This is a genomic window from Erythrobacter sp. W302b, from assembly GCF_046452395.1.
In the GTDB taxonomy this organism is placed as follows: domain Bacteria; phylum Pseudomonadota; class Alphaproteobacteria; order Sphingomonadales; family Sphingomonadaceae; genus Erythrobacter.
Genome location: NZ_JBKFDH010000004.1, coordinates 85,489 through 107,041 on the forward strand (window position 1 = coordinate 85,489; position 21,553 = coordinate 107,041).

19 protein-coding genes and 1 pseudogene are annotated in these 21,553 nt (G+C 61.2%); 3 read left to right on the top strand and 17 right to left on the bottom strand.

What is annotated here, in order from left to right:
* Positions 1-3: 3 nt before the first annotated feature.
* Positions 4-2,613, bottom strand: a complete 2,610-nt coding sequence (locus ACLBKT_RS16390; RefSeq protein ID WP_410184055.1) for an AAA family ATPase — start codon at positions 2,611-2,613, stop codon at positions 4-6.
* Between the two features lie 428 nt (positions 2,614-3,041).
* Here ACLBKT_RS16390 and ACLBKT_RS16395 point away from each other — a divergent pair, with 428 nt between their 5' ends.
* Positions 3,042-3,680 (top strand): DUF6988 family protein, encoded by a 639-nt coding sequence (locus ACLBKT_RS16395; RefSeq protein WP_410184056.1) that lies wholly within the window; start codon positions 3,042-3,044, stop codon positions 3,678-3,680.
* Between the two features lie 61 nt (positions 3,681-3,741).
* Here the strand turns inward: ACLBKT_RS16395 and ACLBKT_RS16400 are convergent.
* Positions 3,742-3,954, bottom strand: a pseudogene (locus tag ACLBKT_RS16400) (recombinase family protein); the annotation flags it as partial.
* Between the two features lie 261 nt (positions 3,955-4,215).
* Here ACLBKT_RS16400 and ACLBKT_RS16405 point away from each other — a divergent pair.
* A complete protein-coding gene (locus ACLBKT_RS16405; protein ID WP_410184057.1) occupies positions 4,216-4,488 on the top strand; it encodes a hypothetical protein in 273 nt (90 codons plus the stop codon).
* Between the two features lie 88 nt (positions 4,489-4,576).
* Entirely contained in the window at positions 4,577-4,798 is a 222-nt protein-coding gene (locus ACLBKT_RS16410; RefSeq protein ID WP_410184058.1) for a hypothetical protein, read from the top strand.
* On the opposite strand, the gene ACLBKT_RS16415 is transcribed toward ACLBKT_RS16410, so the two are convergent.
* The 15 genes from ACLBKT_RS16415 to ACLBKT_RS16485 all read right to left on the bottom strand — a co-directional run bounded on the left by ACLBKT_RS16415 (position 4,799) and on the right by ACLBKT_RS16485 (position 21,552).
* Positions 4,799-8,107, bottom strand: a complete 3,309-nt coding sequence (locus tag ACLBKT_RS16415; protein WP_410184059.1) for a conjugal transfer protein TraG N-terminal domain-containing protein — start codon at positions 8,105-8,107, stop codon at positions 4,799-4,801. It abuts the gene before it with no gap.
* A gap of 38 nt (positions 8,108-8,145) precedes the next feature.
* Positions 8,146-9,603 (bottom strand): conjugal transfer protein TraH, encoded by a 1,458-nt coding sequence (locus tag ACLBKT_RS16420; protein WP_410184060.1) that lies wholly within the window; start codon positions 9,601-9,603, stop codon positions 8,146-8,148.
* Positions 9,603-10,430, bottom strand: a complete 828-nt coding sequence (locus ACLBKT_RS16425) for a conjugal transfer protein TraF (RefSeq protein WP_410184061.1) — start codon at positions 10,428-10,430, stop codon at positions 9,603-9,605. Before ACLBKT_RS16425 ends, ACLBKT_RS16420 begins: the two co-directional genes overlap by 1 nt.
* A 4-nt stretch (positions 10,431-10,434) precedes the next feature.
* Positions 10,435-11,022, bottom strand: coding sequence for a hypothetical protein (locus ACLBKT_RS16430; RefSeq protein ID WP_410184062.1), 588 nt, complete (start codon positions 11,020-11,022; stop codon positions 10,435-10,437).
* A complete protein-coding gene (locus ACLBKT_RS16435; RefSeq protein WP_410184063.1) occupies positions 11,022-13,064 on the bottom strand; it encodes a conjugal transfer protein TraN in 2,043 nt (680 codons plus the stop codon). Before ACLBKT_RS16435 ends, ACLBKT_RS16430 begins: the two co-directional genes overlap by 1 nt.
* A complete protein-coding gene (gene trbC, locus ACLBKT_RS16440) occupies positions 13,061-13,807 on the bottom strand; it encodes a type-F conjugative transfer system pilin assembly protein TrbC (protein WP_410184064.1) in 747 nt (248 codons plus the stop codon). The genes ACLBKT_RS16435 and trbC overlap by 4 nt, the downstream gene beginning before the upstream one ends.
* Before the next feature lie 10 nt (positions 13,808-13,817).
* Positions 13,818-14,834: a conjugal transfer pilus assembly protein TraU gene (gene traU / locus ACLBKT_RS16445; RefSeq protein ID WP_410184065.1), complete on the bottom strand. Its 1,017-nt coding sequence runs from the start codon at positions 14,832-14,834 to the stop codon at positions 13,818-13,820.
* Entirely contained in the window at positions 14,831-15,106 is a 276-nt protein-coding gene (locus ACLBKT_RS16450; protein ID WP_410184066.1) for a hypothetical protein, read from the bottom strand. Before ACLBKT_RS16450 ends, traU begins: the two co-directional genes overlap by 4 nt.
* Positions 15,106-15,747: a type-F conjugative transfer system protein TraW gene (gene traW / locus ACLBKT_RS16455; RefSeq protein WP_410184067.1), complete on the bottom strand. Its 642-nt coding sequence runs from the start codon at positions 15,745-15,747 to the stop codon at positions 15,106-15,108. The genes ACLBKT_RS16450 and traW overlap by 1 nt, the downstream gene beginning before the upstream one ends.
* An 11-nt stretch (positions 15,748-15,758) precedes the next feature.
* Positions 15,759-16,283, bottom strand: a complete 525-nt coding sequence (locus ACLBKT_RS16460) for a S26 family signal peptidase (RefSeq protein WP_410184068.1) — start codon at positions 16,281-16,283, stop codon at positions 15,759-15,761.
* A gap of 128 nt (positions 16,284-16,411) precedes the next feature.
* Positions 16,412-17,014: a TrbI F-type domain-containing protein gene (locus ACLBKT_RS16465; protein ID WP_410184069.1), complete on the bottom strand. Its 603-nt coding sequence runs from the start codon at positions 17,012-17,014 to the stop codon at positions 16,412-16,414.
* 2 nt (positions 17,015-17,016) lie between these two features.
* Positions 17,017-17,448: a hypothetical protein gene (locus ACLBKT_RS16470; protein WP_410184070.1), complete on the bottom strand. Its 432-nt coding sequence runs from the start codon at positions 17,446-17,448 to the stop codon at positions 17,017-17,019.
* The gene (traC, locus tag ACLBKT_RS16475; protein ID WP_410184071.1) at positions 17,445-20,003 is read right to left on the bottom strand and encodes a type IV secretion system protein TraC; all 2,559 of its coding nucleotides are present in this window, start codon (positions 20,001-20,003) and stop codon (positions 17,445-17,447) included. Before traC ends, ACLBKT_RS16470 begins: the two co-directional genes overlap by 4 nt.
* A 3-nt stretch (positions 20,004-20,006) precedes the next feature.
* Positions 20,007-20,741, bottom strand: coding sequence for a conjugal transfer protein (locus ACLBKT_RS16480; RefSeq protein WP_410184072.1), 735 nt, complete (start codon positions 20,739-20,741; stop codon positions 20,007-20,009).
* A gap of 1 nt (position 20,742) precedes the next feature.
* Positions 20,743-21,552, bottom strand: a complete 810-nt coding sequence (locus tag ACLBKT_RS16485) for a DsbC family protein (protein ID WP_410184073.1) — start codon at positions 21,550-21,552, stop codon at positions 20,743-20,745.
* Between the last annotated feature and the right edge of the window lies 1 nt (position 21,553).

Below are 21,553 nucleotides of genomic sequence, written 5' to 3' on the forward strand. Positions count from 1 at the left end.
CTGTCAGCCAATGGCCGCCTTGGGAGGAGCTAAGGCGAGCGCTTTACGACGTTCATCGGACTCCCGATTGCGCTTGGTCTTTATTGCCCGGAATGCCTGAAGTTCGTTCAGATCGGCTAGCATCTGCTGCTTAGTTGGCATGTCAATCTGTCGCGCCGATGCTTGATCATGGCCCGAAAACTCTGAAGCTCGCTTCATGTTGTTGTAGATGACGGTAAAATCCTCGTCGGTCACATCGACGCCCCCTAAGCGCAATGTGCCCACGTCCGTCCCGAACCGTCGCACAACGTCGTTGAGGACGAGCTCCTCAACAGCCCGTTCCCACGTTTCGCGGAGAGCAGCATAGAAACTGGTGCATTTTGAACGATAAGTATCATCGCCAGGCGTGAGATCGTCGGGGATGCCGTCGATCATCGCCTTCAAGATCGGCTCCCGGTCCTTGACCTTCTTTGCCACCCATGGCGCAGTATCCACGGAAACTAGGCCGAAAGCACCACTCCCGTCCTGTTGGATCAGGCACGGCAATGCCTTCACAGCAGTCGGGCGGTCGACGCACGCCAACATCAACTCATGGTAGAAGACCAAATTATGCGTGAAGACGATAATCTGACGGCCCTTAGCAGCCTCTTCCACGAGGCGGCGCGCCACCCGGCGTGTGCGCCCGTGATCAAGGCTATTCACAGGGTCGTCTAGGATAATCGCTGAGCGCTTTCCCGCCACATGAGTCTCGGCAAGGAAACACGCGAGGCTGAGTGCGCGCTGTTCGCCCTCGCTCATGACGCGTGCCTTCTTGGCTTTCTTGCCAGTATCAAGTTCCACCTCGAAGTAGCTGGCACCTTTCTGGGTCTCGTCGCTGAACCGCAGCGGCACATGCTCGAGCCCGAAGACTGCGATCTCGTTCTGAATTCTGGCTTTGAGGTCGGGTGAGGTAAGTTCCTTCTGCAGGGAGGTTACCAGGCGAGAGAGCGGGCCTGTATTTAATGCAGCCTCGCACTTGCGGTAGCAATGCATCGCATCTAGCGCGTTACGCCGTTCGACAATCTGTTCCATTTGGGCGTGAAGCTGCTTCTGCGCGGTCAGTTCGTTGATCCGCGCAATTGCGACGGCAGTCTGATCGTCGCTGGAACGAAGCAGAGCCGACTGCTCTGCCAGCTGGCGAGCAAGAGAGCGCAAACCTTCGACAGGTGATGGCGGCATAGGCGATAGCGGTTGGATCGCCCCCGTTTCCAACTGCTGTACTCGTGCATCGCGCCGGGTTTGCAGATGCTTGCTGAGGGCGACCGTCTGTCGGACGAGGAGCGCGGCATCAGGACCATGAGCGCTTGTCTCTCCCAATAGTGCAAGCAGATCCTCCTCGCTCGAGAACGTCAGTTCACGAAGGCTGGCGATGCGGGTTGATATCACTTGATCTGCGGCATTTGCCTCCTGCGCCGCCCGCCCTTCGATATAAGCATCGAAGGATGCAAGTCTGGTGGCGGCATCGTCGCTCAACGCTTGCTGGCAAAGCGGGCAAAGGTCCCCACCAACAAAGGCTTCGGTGGACGCTTTCAAATTGGCTTCGGCTGCGAACTGACGTGCCCACAGAAACATGTTCCGCCATGTTTCATTGCCTGTAGCCATTATGGGCTGCGCACCGATTTGTTCCGATCGAGTGACCTCTGCAGTTTTACGCGCTTGGTCACGGCGGGCGAGCGCCGGCCCGTCTTGCTCCGTCGCGGAATCCTCTAGGCACGGATAGCTCTTCGAAAAACCATCCGCAGCCGCAAGGCAGGCAGCAGATATGCGGTCGTTGCGGGCCGCTACAGCCCCCGGTCCTTCAACGAGCTGTACATTTAGTCTGGATAGTTCTGCTTCCAGCTCCGCATTCCATGTGCCAGCCATCCGCAGCTGGTGTTCCGTCGGGAGTTGATCCTGGGGTGTCGCAATCTGAAGCTTTTCGCTGAGCAGCGCGGCCGTTGTACCACTCGGGAAATGCGACCCAAATGGCGCGCCGTGTTGGCGCGTGAACTGGTCTATCCAGCCTCGAAAACGTTCCGCCGCCTGATTATAGAGGTCGGCCAACCGTCGAACACAGGCGACCTCTGGAGGCAGGTACAAGACTTCATTTTTGTTCTCAATGTAGACTTTCAGGTTGTCTGCGTCGAGAAGGGTTACGCCAGCCAACGCTTCCGGGCTTGGTGCGCCGGCTCTCCAGGTCTCCGTGACTGGTGCGTCCTCGCCTCGGCGATATGTATAGCTTATCGCCATCGGAGGTTCGGCGCCCTCGGCAAAGACATTGCCTTGTAGCGCGGGCTCGACCCGGGCATTACAAAGCCTTCGCAGCGCACGAGTGTAGCCGCTCTTTCCTGAGCCGTTTTCGCCAAAAACCACCGTGATGCCATCAAGCGCGAAGCTTAACTTCTGCGAGGGTGCCAAACGGTCAAGACCTTCGACAGGCCCAACGGAATACAAGATTACATCGTCTGGACACGAGTCTGCGGCAAGGACACTCGCCTCTGTGAATGCTTGGCAAGGATGCTCACCTGAAACGGCCAGATTGTGCGCAATCGCAATACGGTTCACGAGAGCATCGACGTCACCTTGACCAAGCTCTAATGAGGTTGCGGCACGCATAAGCGCGTCAGCGACCCAAGCAGGTTGGCTGGCACTCCAGTCCGCAAGCTTACCCACTTTTCCTCCCGATGCTCGATTGTGCCCGTTCGAAGCATATCCTATCCAGACGCGTACTGCATTAAATTGTCGTACTGTTTTGGCTTCAGAGGCACATGGCCAAGCAGACAGGGATCTTGGCTTTTGTCAGCAGTCATGACTCTGGCACGTCCAATCATCATCCGTGCCCTATCTCGACGATAGGAGACGATCAGAGCCGTTCGACCAAATCCGTTCAAACAGACACCGCCCCATCGAAGAAAAGGTCGATCACACCTGGCGACGCAAATGATCGCCAGAGCACATCAATGCTTGATGCTCGAACTTCTCACATCTTTTGGTTCGGCTCGACGACATGCGCTTAGCGTGCGATCAAAGTGTGGGAGACTTGCATGGTTATAGCACCTCAAGGGCCGTCTGAAGACGTGAAAGCAGGACTGACGAAAATTCGCGGCACCCTCGACTGGATCGACAGAAAGCTTCCCGACGTGACGATCAAGGGAGACCACCGCCATCGAATTCCGGCTCAGCTCTACGATCTGGCGCTAGAACATGCCGCGAGCATTTTTCACCTCATAGAGACGTGCCGATACGCTAGCGCCTTTGCGCTGGTGCGATGCGAATTCGAATGCTTCGTTCGAGGTGCATGGCTTCATCACCGCGCGACCGACGATGAGATCACGCAATTCGTCGAGAAGGACGAGATCAAACCCAAGCTTTGGCAGATGATTGAGGCGTTAGAGCAGCACCCACCGTTTGAGGACAAGCTCCTGTCGAACGTGAAGGAAAGCGCATGGACCTCAATGAACGGCTATACGCACGGCGGTATCCATCAGGTAAGCCGCAGGCTAGTGGGCGATTTCATCGAGCCTGCATTTGAAGACGGGTCCTTGCTCGAAGTCATTCAGTTTACCGGTATCCTGAGCTTGATCTCGTTCGGCGAGATCGCTGCAATGGCCAACCGAGAGGACCTGGTGACGGAAGCGCAGGCGATGATAGACGGTGGCGCGGCGCAGGTAATTCACGCCTGAGGGACTGTCAGGACATCCTAGATATTCGGGCGCCCCTTTCCCTGCATCTCCAGACACACTTGCGGCCAAGCCGGTCGAGTTTCCAGATCACCAGCGTGTCCCCGGCGGCCAATGCGGAAAGGCATGCATCCAGCCCTGGCCTGCTATCCCGGGTGCCCGAGATGCTGTCCTTATAGATCCGCTTGGGATCGACGCCTGCGGCGATGAGCGCATCGTGCTGCAGGTGATGGACCTGACTGCCATCGGCCTTTGATACACGGGTGTATCCGACCATTGAGACGTTTTCGGCCATTGAGCCCTCCTTCCTGAGCCATTCCGGCCTTCTGAAGCCAAGAGGGCGAAGAAATGTGCCGGGCTTCAAGCCGAGCCGAAGCGGCAGGTACGCACGCAACTGATTCTACTATAAATTCAGGCAAGACGTCTTCCGTCTCAGAACCCTCACCTTGATCGTCGCGCTACACCGCTCGCAGGCCAAAGCGCCAATGATATCGGGAAGGGCTTGGTTACGGCTCCTTGATGGATTTTTTCTAACGCTATGGCGAAACCGGTAACACAGCGGAAAAACAAGGCTGAAGAGCTCACCAGCTTCATCGTGACTGTCCACGACCGTGACGCGATCGGCAGCGTCGCGCTCAAGCTGGAGGCGCTCGGCATTGATGTCGAGCGAGTGATGAAGGGGACTGGCGTTCTGGGTGGACGCGGACCTGTGCGGCTTCTTCCCAAGATCACCGCCCTGCCCGGTGTGAAGCATGCGCGCGAAGAGCAGGGGTTTCAGCTGCCACGGCTGCACGGTTCCATCCCGCAGTGATGGTTGCGAGGAAGAGAAAATGGAACAAATTTAGAACGCTTGTGCGAGACGCCCGCCTATCGTATTATGATCGGGAAAGGAACGGGCGATGTATGACGACAACGATGTCCTGAAGAGCTTCAGTCCAGGATATTACATGAATCCCCACAACCCGCTCGACCCTTCAACGCCCTATGGGCAAGAGCAGCTCAACAGGTCTTTCGAAGAGGTACCGATCCCCTCAGGGGTGATGACGGGTTGGAAGCGGATCGCCGTGCTCGCAGCTTTGTTGGGGTGGTTCATTCTCGTGGGAACCTGGACTCCTTCCTGATCACTCACGATCCTTGACCGAGTAGCGGCGCGGATCAAGTGCCTTCCCATCCTTCCAGACCTCATAGTGAAGATGCGGGCCCGTGGCGCGTCCAGTGCTGCCGACATTGCCGAGCGTATCGCCGGGGCTGACGGTATCACCACGAACAAGCTCGGGTTTGCTCTGCATGTGGAAATAGCGGGTTTCCGAACCGTCATCATGCCGAAGCTCGACGAAGTTTCCGCGCGTCGGCGTATGGCCGGATCGAATGACCTCGCCTGACGCACGGGCATAGATCGGCGTGCCCTCACTGGCCGCGATATCGATACCCTCGTGCATGGCTGCCTTACCGGTGATGGGATGTCTGCGCATGCCCATGTCCGAAGAAATCCGACCACTGACAGGAAAGACGGCGCGTTCGCCCGGTTCGAGCGGAGCGACACTGCTCTTGCCACCGCCAACCCCAATCTTGTCCGCGGCCCAGCCAATTACGTTCCCTGCGCCATTCCAAGTGCCTTCGACCAAAGGCGAAACATAGGGAATATTGCCCAGGACACCGCCAGCCTCGCGATCAGACACGGAGGTTGCGAGGTCCGCTGCCCGTTCCTGTGCTGCCGAGTTCTCGTTTGCGAGAATGCTCCTTCCGGCCTCGATGCGCTGCGCACCGCTCGCAATGCGTCCCTCGACCTCGCCAGCAAGAGCGGCGTCAGCCGAATTTCCGCGAACGCTCACATTGGGCGCTTCCCCGCGAACTGCGGCTCGATTCCGCTCGCCAAAGCTCTGAACCTGTCCAGAGGAAGATAATGGCGGCGGCGCCAACGTTTGCCCCAGTGGTGCCGGGGTGTCGAGGCCCATCTCTCGGCGCAGCTGGTTGAGCTCATCATGCTTCTGTGTGACGAACTCCCCAAGGAGCACATCGCGAACCTGAGCTTGCTCAGCCGTTCGGGGGTGCAGAATTTGCGGAACCGAACCAAACTGCCGCAAGGTGCTGTCAGAAAGCAGGCGCTCGGTCGCGAAATTAGCGAACTCCTGAGAGTCGTTGGCAGACACGTTGTAACCCGACCCGGCAGAGATCGAGTTGTCCTTGCTGAAGCGCTCGAATGCCTCCTCGGCCCTGCTAGAGCGCGCGGAGACCTCGTTGGCATGACTGATGCTAGCCCCAAGCCGCTCTGTCAGTGCTTCACCGGTAGAGTTGGTGATTGAACTCGTATCACGGGTGAAGCTGTCGCGCGCGGACCGTGCTTCCTCCGAATTGATCTCGTTTCTGACGAAGTCACGCACTTCATTATAGGCTTGATCGGCCGTCACGCGGCGGCCGGTTGTTTCTTGAACTATGCTTGCGATTTTTGCGCTGATATCCCCCTTGGCAGTAAGCGCATGTCCATTCTCTTTGTCTTGCCACAAGGTACCAGCGGCATGTAGGCCAGCATCCGCGCTACCTGTCACGTTAGACGAATTCGCGATCTCCCGGCTCTCGGCCTCCGAGAACCCGAAGGTGGTCGAGAGCTTTGAGGCCAGATTGTCGCTGACGGTATTCATCCGGCTGAGGCTGGTGGCGATGCCAGACCCATTTTCCGTGCCGCTCGACGCGCGGCGCTCGGCCGTCTTCATCAGGTCAGTGCCTCTGCTCGCCACCGCAGACCAGCTTTCGGATGCCTCGCGGCTCAGACGGTCGACATTGGACTGACCCTCGGAATAGGTCTGGTTGATCCGCTGCTCGAGACTGGTCGTCCGCGTAGGCGTGGTCGCAAAGTTCGAGATGGCCTGACGCGCATCAAAAGCATTGGACCCGTCCGAAAAACCGCTCGTGACAACGCCATTGCTGCCGGTGAACGAACTGCTCCCAAACCCTGAGCCATACCTGAAGGTGTCATCGTGCTTGTTAAGGCTGCTGTTGTTGCCGGAGAGGTTCTGGAACGAGATGTTGCCAGTGGCATAGTTGCCCAACGTGCGCTCGGCGGCGGCCGCCTGCCCCGCCGCCTGGGCCGGGCCGAGCAGCGACGTGGCCTGTCCGGCAATTGCCATCGCACCGCGCGCCATGCCGGCCGCGATGAAAGGCACGCTCATCATCATGAACCCGGCGATCGTCGCAATGTCGTTGTTCACATTGGTGATGCCGTTGCTGACCAGCAGCGTCGGCCCGGTGGGTGCGACAGCAGCATAGGCACTGGCGGCCCGGTTCATCACGAACATGTGAAGGACTACGTAAAGCGGGCCCCAGCTCGCAAGATAGAAGAAGCCCATTCCATAACCGCGAAGGGTGGTGACGCCGGTTCGCGGAAAGAGGAAGAGCGGGAAGATCACGGGGAACATGGCATAGAAGACGACGTGAAGGACAATGCCGAGCAGCGGCACCCAGGTCATGGCCTGCTGCGCGATCGACGTGTAGGTGTTGCGCGCCTGAGCGTCAGCGCGCTGTGCCGCATAGGCGTCCCACCCCGCGTCCGAGAAGCTCTCGCGCGCCGCCATGAAGGCATCCATGACCGAGACCTGCTGGAGATAGGCGTAGGGATCGGTGGCCGCTCCGTGCATGTTTCCGGCTATAATGCCGAGGTCGTTCCTCAGGCGCTGCGCGGCGATGGTGTCGAGCAGATCGGGATAAGCGCCCTTTGCGAACAGCGGCAGATCGGCATCGATTTCGGCGGTCCATTGCGCGTCGAGCGCTGTATACGCCGCGTTGCAACGAATGATCGACGAACTCACACCGGTGCCGCTTCGGGTCAGGAATTTCTGGGCACGCGCCGGACTGCCGGGCCCGATATCGCGCCAGAGATTGCTGCTGTTGGTCAGTGTCTCCATCGGGGTGAAACCAAGCAGAACATCGTAGAACACGCATTGCTTGAAATGTTCGTCGAGATTGGCACGGAAGACGGGGTCGGTGATCTGGAATGTCTGCGCCTTCTCCAGCAGGCGCGCGCCATAGATGATGCCATTGTTGGTCATCTTGAGCGCGTCGGGCATGACGAACACGGTCTCGGCCGTGCGCGTCATCCAGTCGCCGAACTGGCTGGTGAAGGATGCCATAACCCCGAGCCCCAACGGGACATTGGCGACCGTGGCGGGCGCAAGGCCGGGATCGATGCGATCGGTCACCTTGATAGTCACCGTGGGCACGAGCAGCATCATGTAGATGGCGGTCGCCTGCAGGAACCAGTTCATCCATGCACGCCAGTCGAAATTGAAGGCGAGCACCAGCAGCGAGTAGATCAGGCCCATCACGAACACGACCTGCAGCATCGAACGGAACCCGCCTCCGCCCGACCATGCCGCAACAGCATTGAGGACATTGACGATGTACTCGCCGCCGCCAACCGTGAAGACCTCAAGCATCGCCTCCGCCCTTCCCTCAGACCCGCACCCGCGGAGCTTTACCTGATCCCTTGGGCCGAAAGCCCGCGGCCGAACCGCAGCGACGCCGAGATCTGCGGGCTCATGGTATTCTTGAGCGATGCCTCGAGAAACTGCGTGCGCTGGATGATCTGATAGGTATCACCAAGCTTACCCGACATCTCAGCGCGCTTGGCATTCAGATTGATGCGAACTTCCTGCACCTGCCTACGCCAGTCATCGAAGTTCTTCTGCTCGGGCGCGTCGAACCCGATCTGCGAGCGCGCGACGTCGTCGAGCATGCGGTCGATATTACCCAGAAGGACTTCGACGGCGACGATCTCGGCGAGGGAGTCAAGCTCGCCGGCTCCGAGACCGAACTGCGACGCGGCATTCACCACGAGGATCTTGTAAAGCGGGATCGACGACATCCCGAGAAGATTGACCTCGTCGTTGGAGAGCGTGCCATTGATCCGGATCTTCTGGGCGATGCTCTCCATCATCGCCTTGACACGCGCCTTGTAAGCCGAGTTCGGGCCGATGGTCAGCGGCCTTGGCTGCGGATCGAGACATTGGTCAGCGCCGTGGGAACCGTTGCAGCGGTAGATCTGGGCCGGCGCAACCGACGTTCCGTCGAGAAGCGCAGTGTATGTGTCCCAGCTCGCAGGACCAATGAAACGGAACCGCCCGTCAGTGCTGTCAGTCTCGGGCTTGATGTAGATAACCGTCCCGACCATCGTCATCAGCCATTCGGCATAATCCTCGTCGGGCCTCGTCGCCGAGTTACTCATCAGGGCGTTCCAAGTATAGTTCTTGCTTTTCGCGAGGGCGGCTTGCGGATCGGTGCTGCCATTGATGGCAGCGTTGCGCGCGCTCTGGTCCTGACACGAGTGGCGCGCCTTGGCCTCATCCGAGAACAGCCCGTTGCTGCGACCAAGATTCTGGCAGATGGTCTGGCTCGCCCCGTCCATCTTCGGCCAAAGCGCGCCGACGGCCTCCTGCGCGAACTGGCATGAGTTCATATTGAACTCGTTCATCTGCTGGATCTTGTGGCTCATGTCCTTCATCACACCGCCGATCTGCGCGGAGATGGAATCGATCGCGAGCTGGAAGGCGAAGCCGATCGCATTGTTGGCGGTCGCCTTCAGGGTCGCGACGATCTCATCGGTATTGATGAAGCTGAATGAGCCCCCGAAAAGATCGATCCCGCCGCAGCCGCCGCTCGCGCGGGGCAGCTGCAGATTGACCGGGTTGATCTGCTTCGTCGGGAACCGCGTCCACAGACTGCCGCCTGAGTAATAGCCTGCCGCCTGCCCGTCAAAGGCAGACGGGCCGGTGACATTGGCAGCCGCTCCGGACGAATTGAAATAGGAGTTCATCTCCCCCTCGACGCTGGCCATAGCCGGTGATGCCGCGAGGCTGACGGCAGCAAGGCAGGTGAGCGAGCTCCCGGTGATACGAAAGCCGCGGGCCCAGAAGGATTGGCGAGATTTGCTCATCAGAAGTCACTCCCCGGCTCGGTGTTGGTCAGAGTGAAAATGCGGTCCATGACATCGTCGGCCGCCATCACGCCGTACCCGATCGGCATCGGCTGCTTGGTCACGGTATCGAACAGCACCAGCGCGGGCACCTGCTTGCCGGCCATGCCCATCGCCTGGAACTGGCCCGTATCGATCAGGTAGTTGGGAAAGGCGGCATTGGGGCCGCCATCGATCGATACGGCCATGACAGTCATCCCGAAGCGATCTGAGACGCCCCTGATGATCGGAGAGAACACCTCGCAGGCCGCGCAGCCCGAGGAGTAGAAATAGAATACCCCGTAGCGCTGGCTGATGGCGGCAAGCGCGGCATCGCGCTGGGCTGTGCGCTGCGTTGTCCAGGTCTTCTTGCCAAGCGCATTGATCGGCCGCTGGAGGGTGTAATCAAGTTCGGGGTTCTGCCAGATGGCGCGGCGCCAAACGTCGGCAAAATCAGAAGCCCGGTCGAGCTGCTCGCGCTGGAAGGAAATATAGGCCTGCACGTTCTGCGTTGTCGGCTCGAGGATCGCCCTCGCCTTCAACTCCTCCAGCTGCTGGCTGATAGCCTTCAGGCGAACTGCAGCCGGAATGCTGGACTGAGCCTCGGCGGCGTTCTCCGGATCGGGTTTGGGCTTTTCGCAGTAGAACCACTGCCCAAGATTGCGTTCGCGGCAATAGAAGTCATCGCCCTGCTGAACCCGGATCAGGCCATCATCGCCCTCCTCGCTCTGCTGCGCTGCCGCAATGCCCGGCGCGAGCGCCGCACTCAGCATGGCTGCGCTCAGCACAGCACCCCATATCCGCGTCATTGCCTCACTCCTTGCTGCTGTCGTCCGAGGCTTCGTGCCCCTTGCCCTTCGCTTTGCGCTTTGGCGGTTTGCCCTTCCCGGCCCCGGCGTCCGCCTCGGCGGACTTGAGACGGGCTTCGCGCGCTTCCTTGCGGGCACCCTCGCGAATGTCCTCGCGCTGTGCATCCGTAAGGCCCGGCTTGCCCTGGCGCTTCCGCAGCGCCTCCTCGGCCGCGACCGCCTCGTCCTCCACCGATTTCTTCATGATGTGCGCCAGAAGCGGCGGATCCGCCTTCTTGAGAGCACGACCAAACTCGCTTCCGACGATTCGAATGAGCGCGGTGAATGACATCGCCACAGGCTCTGCCGACGCGCGACGTGTCCGAAGTGTGCCGTCCTCCAGCGTGGTGAGATAGCCAAGGTGCTCGAGACGTCGCACTGATGGGCGAATGGCACTCAAAGAAATAGCGTAACCGAACCAATCCGATAAAGTCGGCAGCAGCGAGGGTGCCGGCTGCGGGCCAAGGCGCATCAACGCGACCATGATCGCAAACTCGACCACGCTGAGGTCGGGCAATGCACGTCCGCTTGAGAGCGGTGTTATCGTTTCCATTAATTCGGTCCATGCTGCTGCAAGTAGTCCTCTATGCGTTGCTGGATTTGCCGCGACGTGTCCAACTCATCAGGGAGCTTGGCAGCGTCCATGAAGTCGGCGTAGACCTCAGAGAAATCCATCACCGAAAGGTCGAGGCGTGAGAACTCTTCAAGCGTGAAGCCCTTGCAGGTCTCGCTTTTGGGCGCACCCCAAGGCTTGCTGATCTGGCTGCGGCCCTGCTGCTGAAGAATGCGGCTCAATTTGGATTCGAAGCAGCAGTAGGCATCCTTGCGGGTGACACAGACGCCGAGCACCCTGTCCGAACAATAGGAACCGACCCGGTGGCACAGCCCCTTGTCGTCCTTCTTGTCGAGCTCGCGCTCAGCCGCATTGCAAAGGAAAGGTGTAAGCAGCGGGACGCCCTTTCCGGAGCAGCAATTGGAGATCCCGAACACCTTCTTGGAGCACGTTTCGCGTGTTCCCGAGAACAGCGTGAGGTCAGCCTCGTTGAACTCGGCGTTCGCTTGACCAAGCGTATGTAGACCGACAAGCGCATCCTTGAACTCGGTCGAAGCCTCGCGCTCGATCGGCTCGCACTCGCCGTCGATGCAATAGACATCGTCGCCGCAGATATACTGCGCGGGATCATTGGTCCCGCCGCCGGGGATCGGGCAGCGATAGACCTTCGTGGTCACCTGACAGGCACCGACCTGCGGATCATCAAGACACTCGTCGCGCACAAAGGTGCATTGAGGATTGCCTGCAATGTCACCGCAATCGGTCGCCTGCGTGGTGCCCGAGCACTGGTAAGTGCGCTCCCACTCCCAGCACGGCCGCGTAACAGCAAGACCGTTGAAGGTGCGGGTCTCTGGCTGACCGGTGCACACCTCACCCGATTGGGTGCAAGTCAGTTCTCCGGTGGCGGCCTGGCACTGCCCTTCATCGCGCGTCTCGCTCACGATGCGGGAAGTATCCCGCAGGAATCCCCCCCGAACTCCGGGAAGCTGTGCGGGACAGGACCATACCTCACGATAGAGGGGCTCACCAGGTTCCGCACACCACGGGCGCCCTCCCCGCTCGGGATAGACCCATTGCAGACAGGCGAAACCTACCCTTTCGCGATCGATCAGCGTGCAACTTCCACCCTGCAGCGCGCTCTGAATGCTCCAGCACACACCCGAATGCCCCGGCTGCGGCTCGTCGGAATAGCAGCTGTATTCCCAATGCTGCGATCCTTCCGTCTGGATCACGAGCGGCACACGGCAGGTCCGAGTCTCCTCGATCGGCTGCGCGCCCTCTTCGCACATCGCCTCATAATACTCGGTTCCCGCCCCACTCGGCGGCAGCGGCGCACACTGCCCGTTCGCCGCGCCAAGACTGGAACCAGCCAAATAGGCATCGGGATCTTCAGCCACCGCCTGCGCACGCAAAAGGCCGTCAGCATCGAGCGTGACGACCGTGCGGTCGGGATTGGTGACCAGACGCCATGCGTCGTTGTTGAGCGCCCCGGAGGCTCCCTGCGACGTCAGGCGATCGGGATCATCTCCGAGCGCCTCCTCGGGCAGGCGCTGACCCGTATAACCGGGGATGGTGCCGGTGAGGTTGGTCGAAGTGGTAATCTGGCGATTCGCCGACCGCGCACCTGTGACGAAATCCTTCCCATCGGCCTTGGCGGCGTTGACATCCCCCTTGGGAAAGACAAGCGGGCCGCCTGGCACATAAGGCGACACTGGCACCTGCCCGCCGCCACCGCCGCCAGCGGGCGGCGGATTACCCGGTGATGGCGCGGGAGTGGGTGTGGGAGAAGGGTTTGGTGTGGGCGTCGGGGTTTGTGGAGGTTGTGGCACGACAGGGACAACCGGCGTGATGGGATCGTCGGGCAGTGTCGGGATGATCGGCTCGAGGCGCTGCTGTGGTTGCGGCCGCGGGAAGTAGGTGTAATCGTCGAAATCGTAGAAGCCTCCCGGCGCAGGCTGCGCCGATTGCGCCAGAACTGGCGGGGACGGGAGCAAACAGAGACAAGCGATCATGCTCGCGATCGAGGCGAAGAAGCGGCTCATCCCCCTCCCCTCATGTTGGCCAGCGCCGCACGCGCGATGAGGGCGCCCGGCCCATTATCATCGGCGAAGGTCTCGAGCGCGTAGCGGACGGTGACATTGCCGCTCATGCTGTCGAAGGGCGGCGGGGTGGTGATGCAGCTGAGGCCATCACAGGGCGTGAAGTCGCTCGCCACCGCAACATAGGTCGGCACCGCCTGAACATTGAACGCGCGGAACAACCGGGGATCGACGCCGATCGAGGAAAACTGATCGTCATTGGTGATGACCTTGCTCATCCCGGCGACGAACTGCTTGGCCGAGTTGTTGGGAAAGCCCCGAAACACCACGAAGCCGCCAGCAGCAGAGGTCTGATCGATGATCTGCCTGAGCGCATCTTCGGGCATCGAGAGGCTGACGAAAACCATGAACTGCGGCGCGGTGCCGCGATTGTCCTTGAGGTTGCCGGATGCGGCGACGATCAGCTCGTCGAAATCGAACGCGCCTACAGGTCCCTTGGGGAGCGTTGCGGGATCGAGGGCTTCGACCTTCTTGCGCGCGGCGGCATCGAGCGCCTGGGCATCGGGGCGGTATTCTTCCATTCGCCGTGCAACCTCGGCGGACAGCCCCGCAGCATCCTCGCTCTTGGCGGCGGCACGGGCACGGATCGCATCGAGGTCGAGCCCATCGACCGTCTGGGCAAGCGCTGCCCCTACGCCAGCAAAGCCACCAATCAATGCGAGCGTGATGAGGAATTTGCGTGTCATCTCGTCTCCCTCACAGCATGCAGCAATTGCGCTTGCGCCACAGCAGATAGCCAAAGTCCTCGCCACCCACCGGATAGCTGCGGCCGGCATCGGGCGGCATCGTCGAGGCACCGATCGGGGAGCAGGCATATTTGCCGCTCACGGTCGCGATCGGGTTGGTCATCTGGATGCGATATTGCGACTTCTTGAGGATCGGCATGATGTATTTGCCGCACAGCGCCTTGGAACCCGCAGTGCCCCAAGCGAGCCCCTGTCGATGCATTTTGAAGAGAATGCGTTCGGCGGCGAGGCGCGACGACTGCACCGGCGAATTATGCGCCGCGATGTTGCCGTTCATCGGGAACATCGATCCGTTGCAACCATCGCACCAGAACAGCTCGTCGAGCGGCAAATTCGAGGTGGCAGCAGCGCAGTCCCCGGCACAGGCGGCAACCGCGATAGGATTGGCGAAGAGCGCAACCTCGGGGTTGATGAGCGTCGTGAGCGTGTCGTCGTTCCAGAGCGGGTCAATCTCCGTCATGTAGGCGATGTCGAAACTGGCCGATTCAAAGCACAGAAAATCGGTCAGGATCTCCATCCAGTAGAGCAGCGGGTAGACGTAGTAGTGCGCCTGGTAGTTGGCGGTGTTCGCGGTGCGCCCTCCCCCCATCTGCGGCGGCGTCACCTGGCCGCGGCCGATGTCGAAGCCGGGATCGAGCTTCATTCCGCCAAGGTTGGGGAAGCACCATGGCTTAGTAGTGACATCGACCATCCGAGCCGGCTCCCAGAAGCCGACCGCGAGCCCGATCCGGGGGATCGGCGTGCCGCACGCGCAAATCGGCAGATCTGGATTCTTGGTGTCGGGGCGCCCTTTCCAGAGCTTTGCGCCACCCAGTGAGATCGGGAAGATGCAGCTCCAGCAAATATCGGTCACGGGATTGACGAACTTGCCCGTGCATTTCGACGGAGGGGTCTGAGCTGAGGCACTGACAGGCGCAAGACCAAGCGCGAAAAGAGCGACCAGAGTGATAAGCAGACGGCGGATCATTTGTCCGTCTCCGCAATCAGGGCGGACAGATGCGCGTCGTCGGCGCCGGTCTTGATGACGAGATAGACGGGCACGAGCGCGGCGAGGACAAGGAGAAGCCCTGCCACAACCGCGCCCGCGCCGATCCCGATCACTGCCCGCAGGGGGTCGATGGCAGCAATCGAGACAACCAGCACACCACAGATCGCAAGGATCGTCATGCGCATTACTTTGAGGGAACGCGTCTCAGGGGCGGCCATGGGCGTGCGAAGGATATCGAGGAGGGTCAGCATCACGAGGCACCCTTCGCTGGCAAGACGATCTCGCGCACTTCCAGCAGCTGGCCCTTTTGCGCGACGACAGCCGGCACATGGGCGATCCCGAAATGCGAGGTGAGTTTGCCGTGCTGGTCGAAGAAAAAGCGGCGCTGGTATTCACCCATCCGGTCGAACGGGGAGCCCGAGACAAAGATGATCTTGGCTTTGGTGCTCGCCCAGTTCTTCGTGGCCCAAGCGAGCTGGTCCGCATCACGTCCGTCGACGAAGACGAGGTCCGTCGTCATGTCGATGAGAGCGAGCGGATTGACCCGCGCGCCGCGCGCCGCAATCACATTGCCCTTCTGATCGCGGATGTCGTTCTCGACCACGATCGAGGGATCGAACATCCAGCTGCGGTCCTTCTGCGTAGCGGAAATGCCGGCGACAGGCAGCGGATTGCGGACGCGGTGCTCGGTCTTGGCGACCAGCTCGCGCTGCATCCGCTCGATGCTACCATTGCCTTCAAGCGTCTTCAGCTTCGCATCGATCGTGGTCAGGAAGTCGGGCTCGGAAATCGGCCAGGTCTGACCCATCACGCCATGGTCGCGCGCAAGCGCCATCGAGACGAGCGGGGCGATCGTCGTCAGGCTCAGAAGCGTGAAGCCCGTCGCAAGCATCGGCCACGCCCTCACAGGATGGGTGTCCCGGTGCCAAGAATGGCACGGCGGCAGGCGAAGCCGATCTCGGCATAACGGCTGTCGAAGCCGTCGGGATGGTCCGTGCCCACGTAGAAACAGTCGCGCGGCACCCGTCCGGTCGGCCCGGGATGAAGCGGCTCGCCAAGACGGGTGTGCGGCTTGATGCGCGCCACCTTTACGCCGTCGACATAGACCATCCCATCCCGATGTTCGATGAGCGCGCCGGGCATGCCGATGACCTGCTTGCCGAATGGACCCTGATCAGGCCCGAAGTGCCGGTTTACGAGCTCGCCGGACGGCGGAACGAAGAAGACATAGTCGCCCTTCTCCGGCTGTTTGCCCGCGCTCACAAAGAACGCCCAGTTCGGCAGACTGTCGCTCGCATTGATCATGAAAGAATGGCTTTCCTGCCATGCCGCGATCGCATTATGCGACACGATGCCCGCCGCCAGAACGCCGACCATCACCCAGCGGGCAATCACCGACGGCCGACGCGATGAAACCGAAGCGCTCATCGTATGCCTCCTTCATTCGGTGCCGGAGCAGCGCCAAAGGCGTATCCGAAGAGGGCCGCCGCCAGCACCGATCCACACAGGGGTGACGTTGGCGAATTGTGCATGACGGCGGCCCTCCCCTTCCCGCTCTATTGGCCCGGCACCGGCAACAAAGCCGAGCCTGCGGGAGCTTGTTGGGGCGGCGCGGACGCCGGCGGCGCAGCAGCTGCCCGAGCCGCAGGCGGGGGCACCTTCGCATAGATCGCGTTGCGGACCTCGGCCGTGATATCGGGCACGTTCTGCGAGAGCACCGCTTCTCCGACCATCACCGTCGTGCCATCGGCGCCCCTGGCCTTCAGCTCCTCGCCGAGCGCGGCCATGAAAGCCTGCGTCTGCTGGGTCACGATCTCGGGCGGCGTGTTGCTTCGCGCCTGTGCCTGGACATACTCCCCGATGATCTGTTCGAGCCTGACACTGGCGATCGGCGCCTTGACCACGGCGGGATCGAGGATGTTCTTGGTGACCCAGGCACCCCACAGAAGGGCTGCGACCACAAGGCCTCCAAACAGGAATGTGATCGGCGGCAGACCCTTGCGGCGGTGCGGTGCACGCACCGGCACAGATGAGGGCAAAGGCGCGTCGGCCTTGCCGGGCCGGGTCGGACTACCGAGATCTGGCTCCTGGGCAGAAGCTGCGGCTCGGGCATGCACCGGATCGGCCGGGGGCGGAATAAGGGTAAGCTGTTCGGACATGGTCAATCCTTTCGCGCAGCCGACGCGGCCGAGAATACGGCTGCCAGCGAGCGGTATCGGGCTGCGCTGACAGCAAGGAACAGGATGAGGGTGGCGACCGCGAGCTGGCGGACAAAGAGCGTCTGACGGGCGGGATCGGCATCGCCGAACCGCACCGAGAGGTTGGCCAGATGGGCGAAGAAGCCTTCGGCCGAGAAAGCCCCCAGCGCCATGAAGAAGACCGTATATAGGCCGAGAGTCGCGAGCAGGGTGAGCGCCAGCCACCCCGACAGGCGCAGCGCAAAATAGCACAGGTCTGCGGCGATCCCGCGAAGTGACAGCGACGCAGCCGCTGCGCCACCTTTCCGCGATTTGGGCTCGGCCGCCAGCGGAATAATCTCCGCGCCGCCGACGTGCGAGACCTTCTGGAATCGACCCGGAAGAAGCGCATTCATTCCGCCGCCTCCCGCATCAACTCGCGCCCAGAATGGGGGAACGCGACCATCTCGATCGCCTCCTCCATAGTGTAGCCCTGCTCCATCAAGCGCTCGATGCGCCCGAACACTGCTGGCGAGGATGAGTAGAGCGTTGCCGAATAGGGATCGAGCACAAGGCGGCCCACCGCCAGTGTGTCAGGCCCCTTGATCATCACATCCGAGTAATCGGTGCCGCTGCGCTTCAATGAGCGGAGCAGCGCCTCCGTGTAGGGGTCCATGTCGAAACGGCCATGCTTCTGGAAATCCGCGATAGTCTCGGGCTTCTGCTGAAGGATCACGGACCAGTCGGAATTCTCGAGCGCGGCCAGCGAGCCTTCCGACTTGTAGTAGTCGTTGAGCGACTGGGTCGCGGTGATAAGCGAAGCCCCATATTTGCGGCAGGTGCGGCTGTATGTCTCGACGAAGTCAGCCATCGATCCGCCCCGCAACATCTGCCAAGCCTCGTCGATCAGCAGGGCCTTGGGGATCTCGCGATCGATCTTGCGCATGCTCTGCGAGGACAGGAACATGATCGCTGTGAGAACAACCGAGCGCAGCTCTTCCCGGCTCGACAGGTCGGAGAGCTCGAAGACGGTGAAGTCGGACGACATGTCGACCGTCGCCTCCCCCATGAAGAAGCGGCCATAGGTGCCCTTCGAGGAAAACGGGAACATGGCAGTCGCCAGATCCTCAGCCGCAAGGCTTCCATGCGCCACCAAAACCTCGATCACGTCATCGATCGAGCCTTCCCTGCCCTTGGCATGCCAGGCATGCCCCACCGCATTGTCGATGAGGCCGCGCTCGGTATCGCTGAGGTGATCGACATGCCGTGCCATCTGCCCGATGATCGACTTGAGCATGGCAAGAGCATCGACAAGGTAGTCCTCATCGCTCTCGATGAGCGCGGCATCGATCATCGAGAAGGGGTTGAGGCTGAACCCGTCACGCAGGCGAAACTCGACGAACTTCCCGCCCAGCATCTTGGCCATGTGTTCGAACGAACGACCGTCGTCGATCACGATGATCCTTGCTCCTATCCCTGCAAAGGCAGCACAGAGCTCCTGGAGCGCAACGGACTTACCGGAACCCGACTTGCCGAACACCGCCACGTTGTGGTTGCCAGCGCTGTTCTCGAAGGGTGACCAGAAGAAGGGCTGCCCTCGGCGTCCGAGGAACATCAGGTGAGGCTTGGCGCCGCCAAGGAACTCACCCTGCAGCGGTGCGAGGTTGGCAGCGGTTGTGGTGAGCATGGTGCGCAGCCGCTTCATGCGCTTCAAATCGACATCCAGCCCGTTGCCCAGCGTCATCGGCAAGCAGGACATGAAGGCCATGATCTGCAGGAAGCGTTCGTCGAGCAGGTCCCAACCGGCGGCCTTGTAGATCGACTTGATGGTGCGCTCGTTCGCATCGCCCTTCCCCTTCGGGCTCATGATGCCAACCGTGTAGTAGACCTGCACAAGCTTGCGCCCAAGACGGAGCTCCTGCTGAACATGCTCCCACTCGCGGCTCTGGTCCTTCAACTGCGGAAGAAGCCTCGCTGAAGGCGTATCGGCAAGGCTCGAGGTCCGCATGAATTTGTAGCCGGCCTTCGAGCTGGCCGCTTCCTCGTCCTGGTATACGATACACAGGCTGGTCATGGTCGGGCATCCCGGGCGCAGCTTGTCAGCGAACATGTCGCCGATGACCTTCTGGCAATCCCACGGCGCCCATCGTGTCGGGAGGTTCCGCACGGAGAAGAAGCGATAGTCGAAGGTGTCGGGGCGGATCTCCTCGAACTCGGTGTCCCCGCCTAGTGTCGTCACTGCGCGGAGCGGCTCGCAAGACACCAGAATTCGGTCAGCCTGCACAACCGTCTGGACATCGCGCCGCACGCATTGGTCGGCGATCGGATCGAGCTCGCTATAGTCCTCAACATGATCGGATACGTCGAAGGCGGGCGCGGTAAGGTCATCGATCAGCGCAATCAGCGCGACCGGAGAAAATCTGACCACGTCGACATTGATCGATTGAAGCAGCGCGGTGATCGAGTCGCGTACAATGATCAGCTCATCGACAGTGCCCTTGCCGAGCTTGAAGGATACCGAAAGAATGCAGCGGTGCTGACGCACATGAAACGGACCATCCTGCGCCAAAGAGACCCAGGCACCACCCGCCAGCATGCGCGAACGGTGCTCAGCGATCTTCTTGTGCACGCCCCCTGCCGCGTATCGCGGAAGCGCATAGCGAGCGATGGTCTGACCGACCCGAGGGCTCTGGAACGACAGGATTTGCAGCCGCGACGACGATGGCATCGCCTCCGACAGGAACTGTGCAAGGATCTCGCCGGTGCGCTCATCAGCGCCTACCAGCGGCGCGACCTCGATTGCAAAGGCGATGGAATCGGTCTGATGGAAAATCTCAGTCTTCGGATCGAAGCTGCGATAGGGAAGCCACTGCGCTAGCATCGGAGCGCCGTGCCCGGGTGTCCCTTCGTCGGGAGCATGCTCATCGCCGAACAGTCGCGCAAACCAGCTTTTCTTATTCGCAGCGGGCATCGCCTATTCCTCCACGACCGGATTGAAAGACTGCGGCCGGTTCGCCGGAGCATCGACCGGGGCTGAGTCCCCGCCCGCCGCACTCCGGGCCTTAGCAGCTCCGCGCGCGCGCGCAGCCGCGACTGCCTCAGCAGACGGCATGCCAGTATCGTTCATGCCAATACGCGGCGCCGTGCCCCTGCCGCCCTCGCCCCGGGCTGCAGCCTCATCGTCGAGCTGGGAGAGGATTTCGGGGTTGACGGTCAGGTTGACGGTCTGCGCCAACGCAGCACCGTGCGAAGCACTGGCCTGCATCCAGGCACCGTTGTCCACCACCGCGTTGACCACGCTGGTCTCATGATAGCGCCCTGCTCGGTCGACGTGCGCCGGGAACACGATGCGCAACACCTTCTGCTGTCCCGGCACGACCACGGTTTGCGGGCCGGCGGCGAGCGCCACCGTACCGGTCTGCATTTCGCGGACGGGCGCACGATAAGGCCCTGCAGGGACATAGCTTGCATCGCCGGTGATCTCTGCGAGAGCACGGTCGTCGATAACCGTAGCCGGCGAGCAAGACCCCTCCCCTGCCGGACCGCAATTGAACTTCCCGTTGATGTTCGTTCCGAGCGTCGTGCAGCCGGCAAGGAATAGGAGCCCGCCACCGATCGCTGCGATGCGCCGCCGCGTCAGTGGCGGCCGCCAGTTTGCTGCAGAGCCATGGGGCAGGCAGATCACGTCGGGAAGAGACTTGCGCTTCATGTCAGGCTCCCTTCAGCCAGGCGATCAGGGCCGCCTTGGGTCGATATCCTTCGAGAACAGCCCCATCAGACCGCACGATCACCGGCGTGCCAGTGAAGCCATGCTTGCGCGCGAAAGCCTCGTTCTCGTCGAGTCCGCGGGTGTCGCAGGTGGCCGCCTTGACTGGCATCTGAGCATAGGCGGCGCGCACCGCCTCGCGTTGATCGCTCGCACACAGCACGCGGTCGGCGATGTCGCGGCTGCCAAGCACCGAGATTGGGCGCTCGACCACCGTGACGTTCATCTGCTCGAGCTCGCCGCTCAGAGCGCGGCAGTAGCCGCACTGGAAATCCGAGAAGACGGTGACCTTCTGGCCCCCCTTCCCCCATACGATCGCACCCGCGTCAGAGAGCGATGAAAGATCCACCTTTTGCGCGACAGTCTGCGAGATTGTCCGCTCGCTGCGTGATCCTCGCCGCCCTTCGGATGCTTCACTGTCGCCAGCATTGGCGAGCGCGTTGGCCTTGGCCGCGCCGCCCACCAGCATGTCCGGATTGAGTTCGAGTAGGCGCGCGGCCGTCAGATCCTGCCGGGTCTCCATGTCGTAGACCCGACCAATGATAAGATAGCGGGCACTGGCATCAACGTAGAAGAGATTGTCCTTGGCGGTCACCTCGCACAACCCGGCAATTCGGCTGCAATCGACGGCCGTGACCTCGGTCTTGGGCAACCGCGTCTTGAGCAGCGATGCGACATCAGGAGAGCTCCCCACTGCGCTTGCGCCAAGCAGGAGCGACATCGATGCGATCGCGACATTGGTGGTATTGAACATG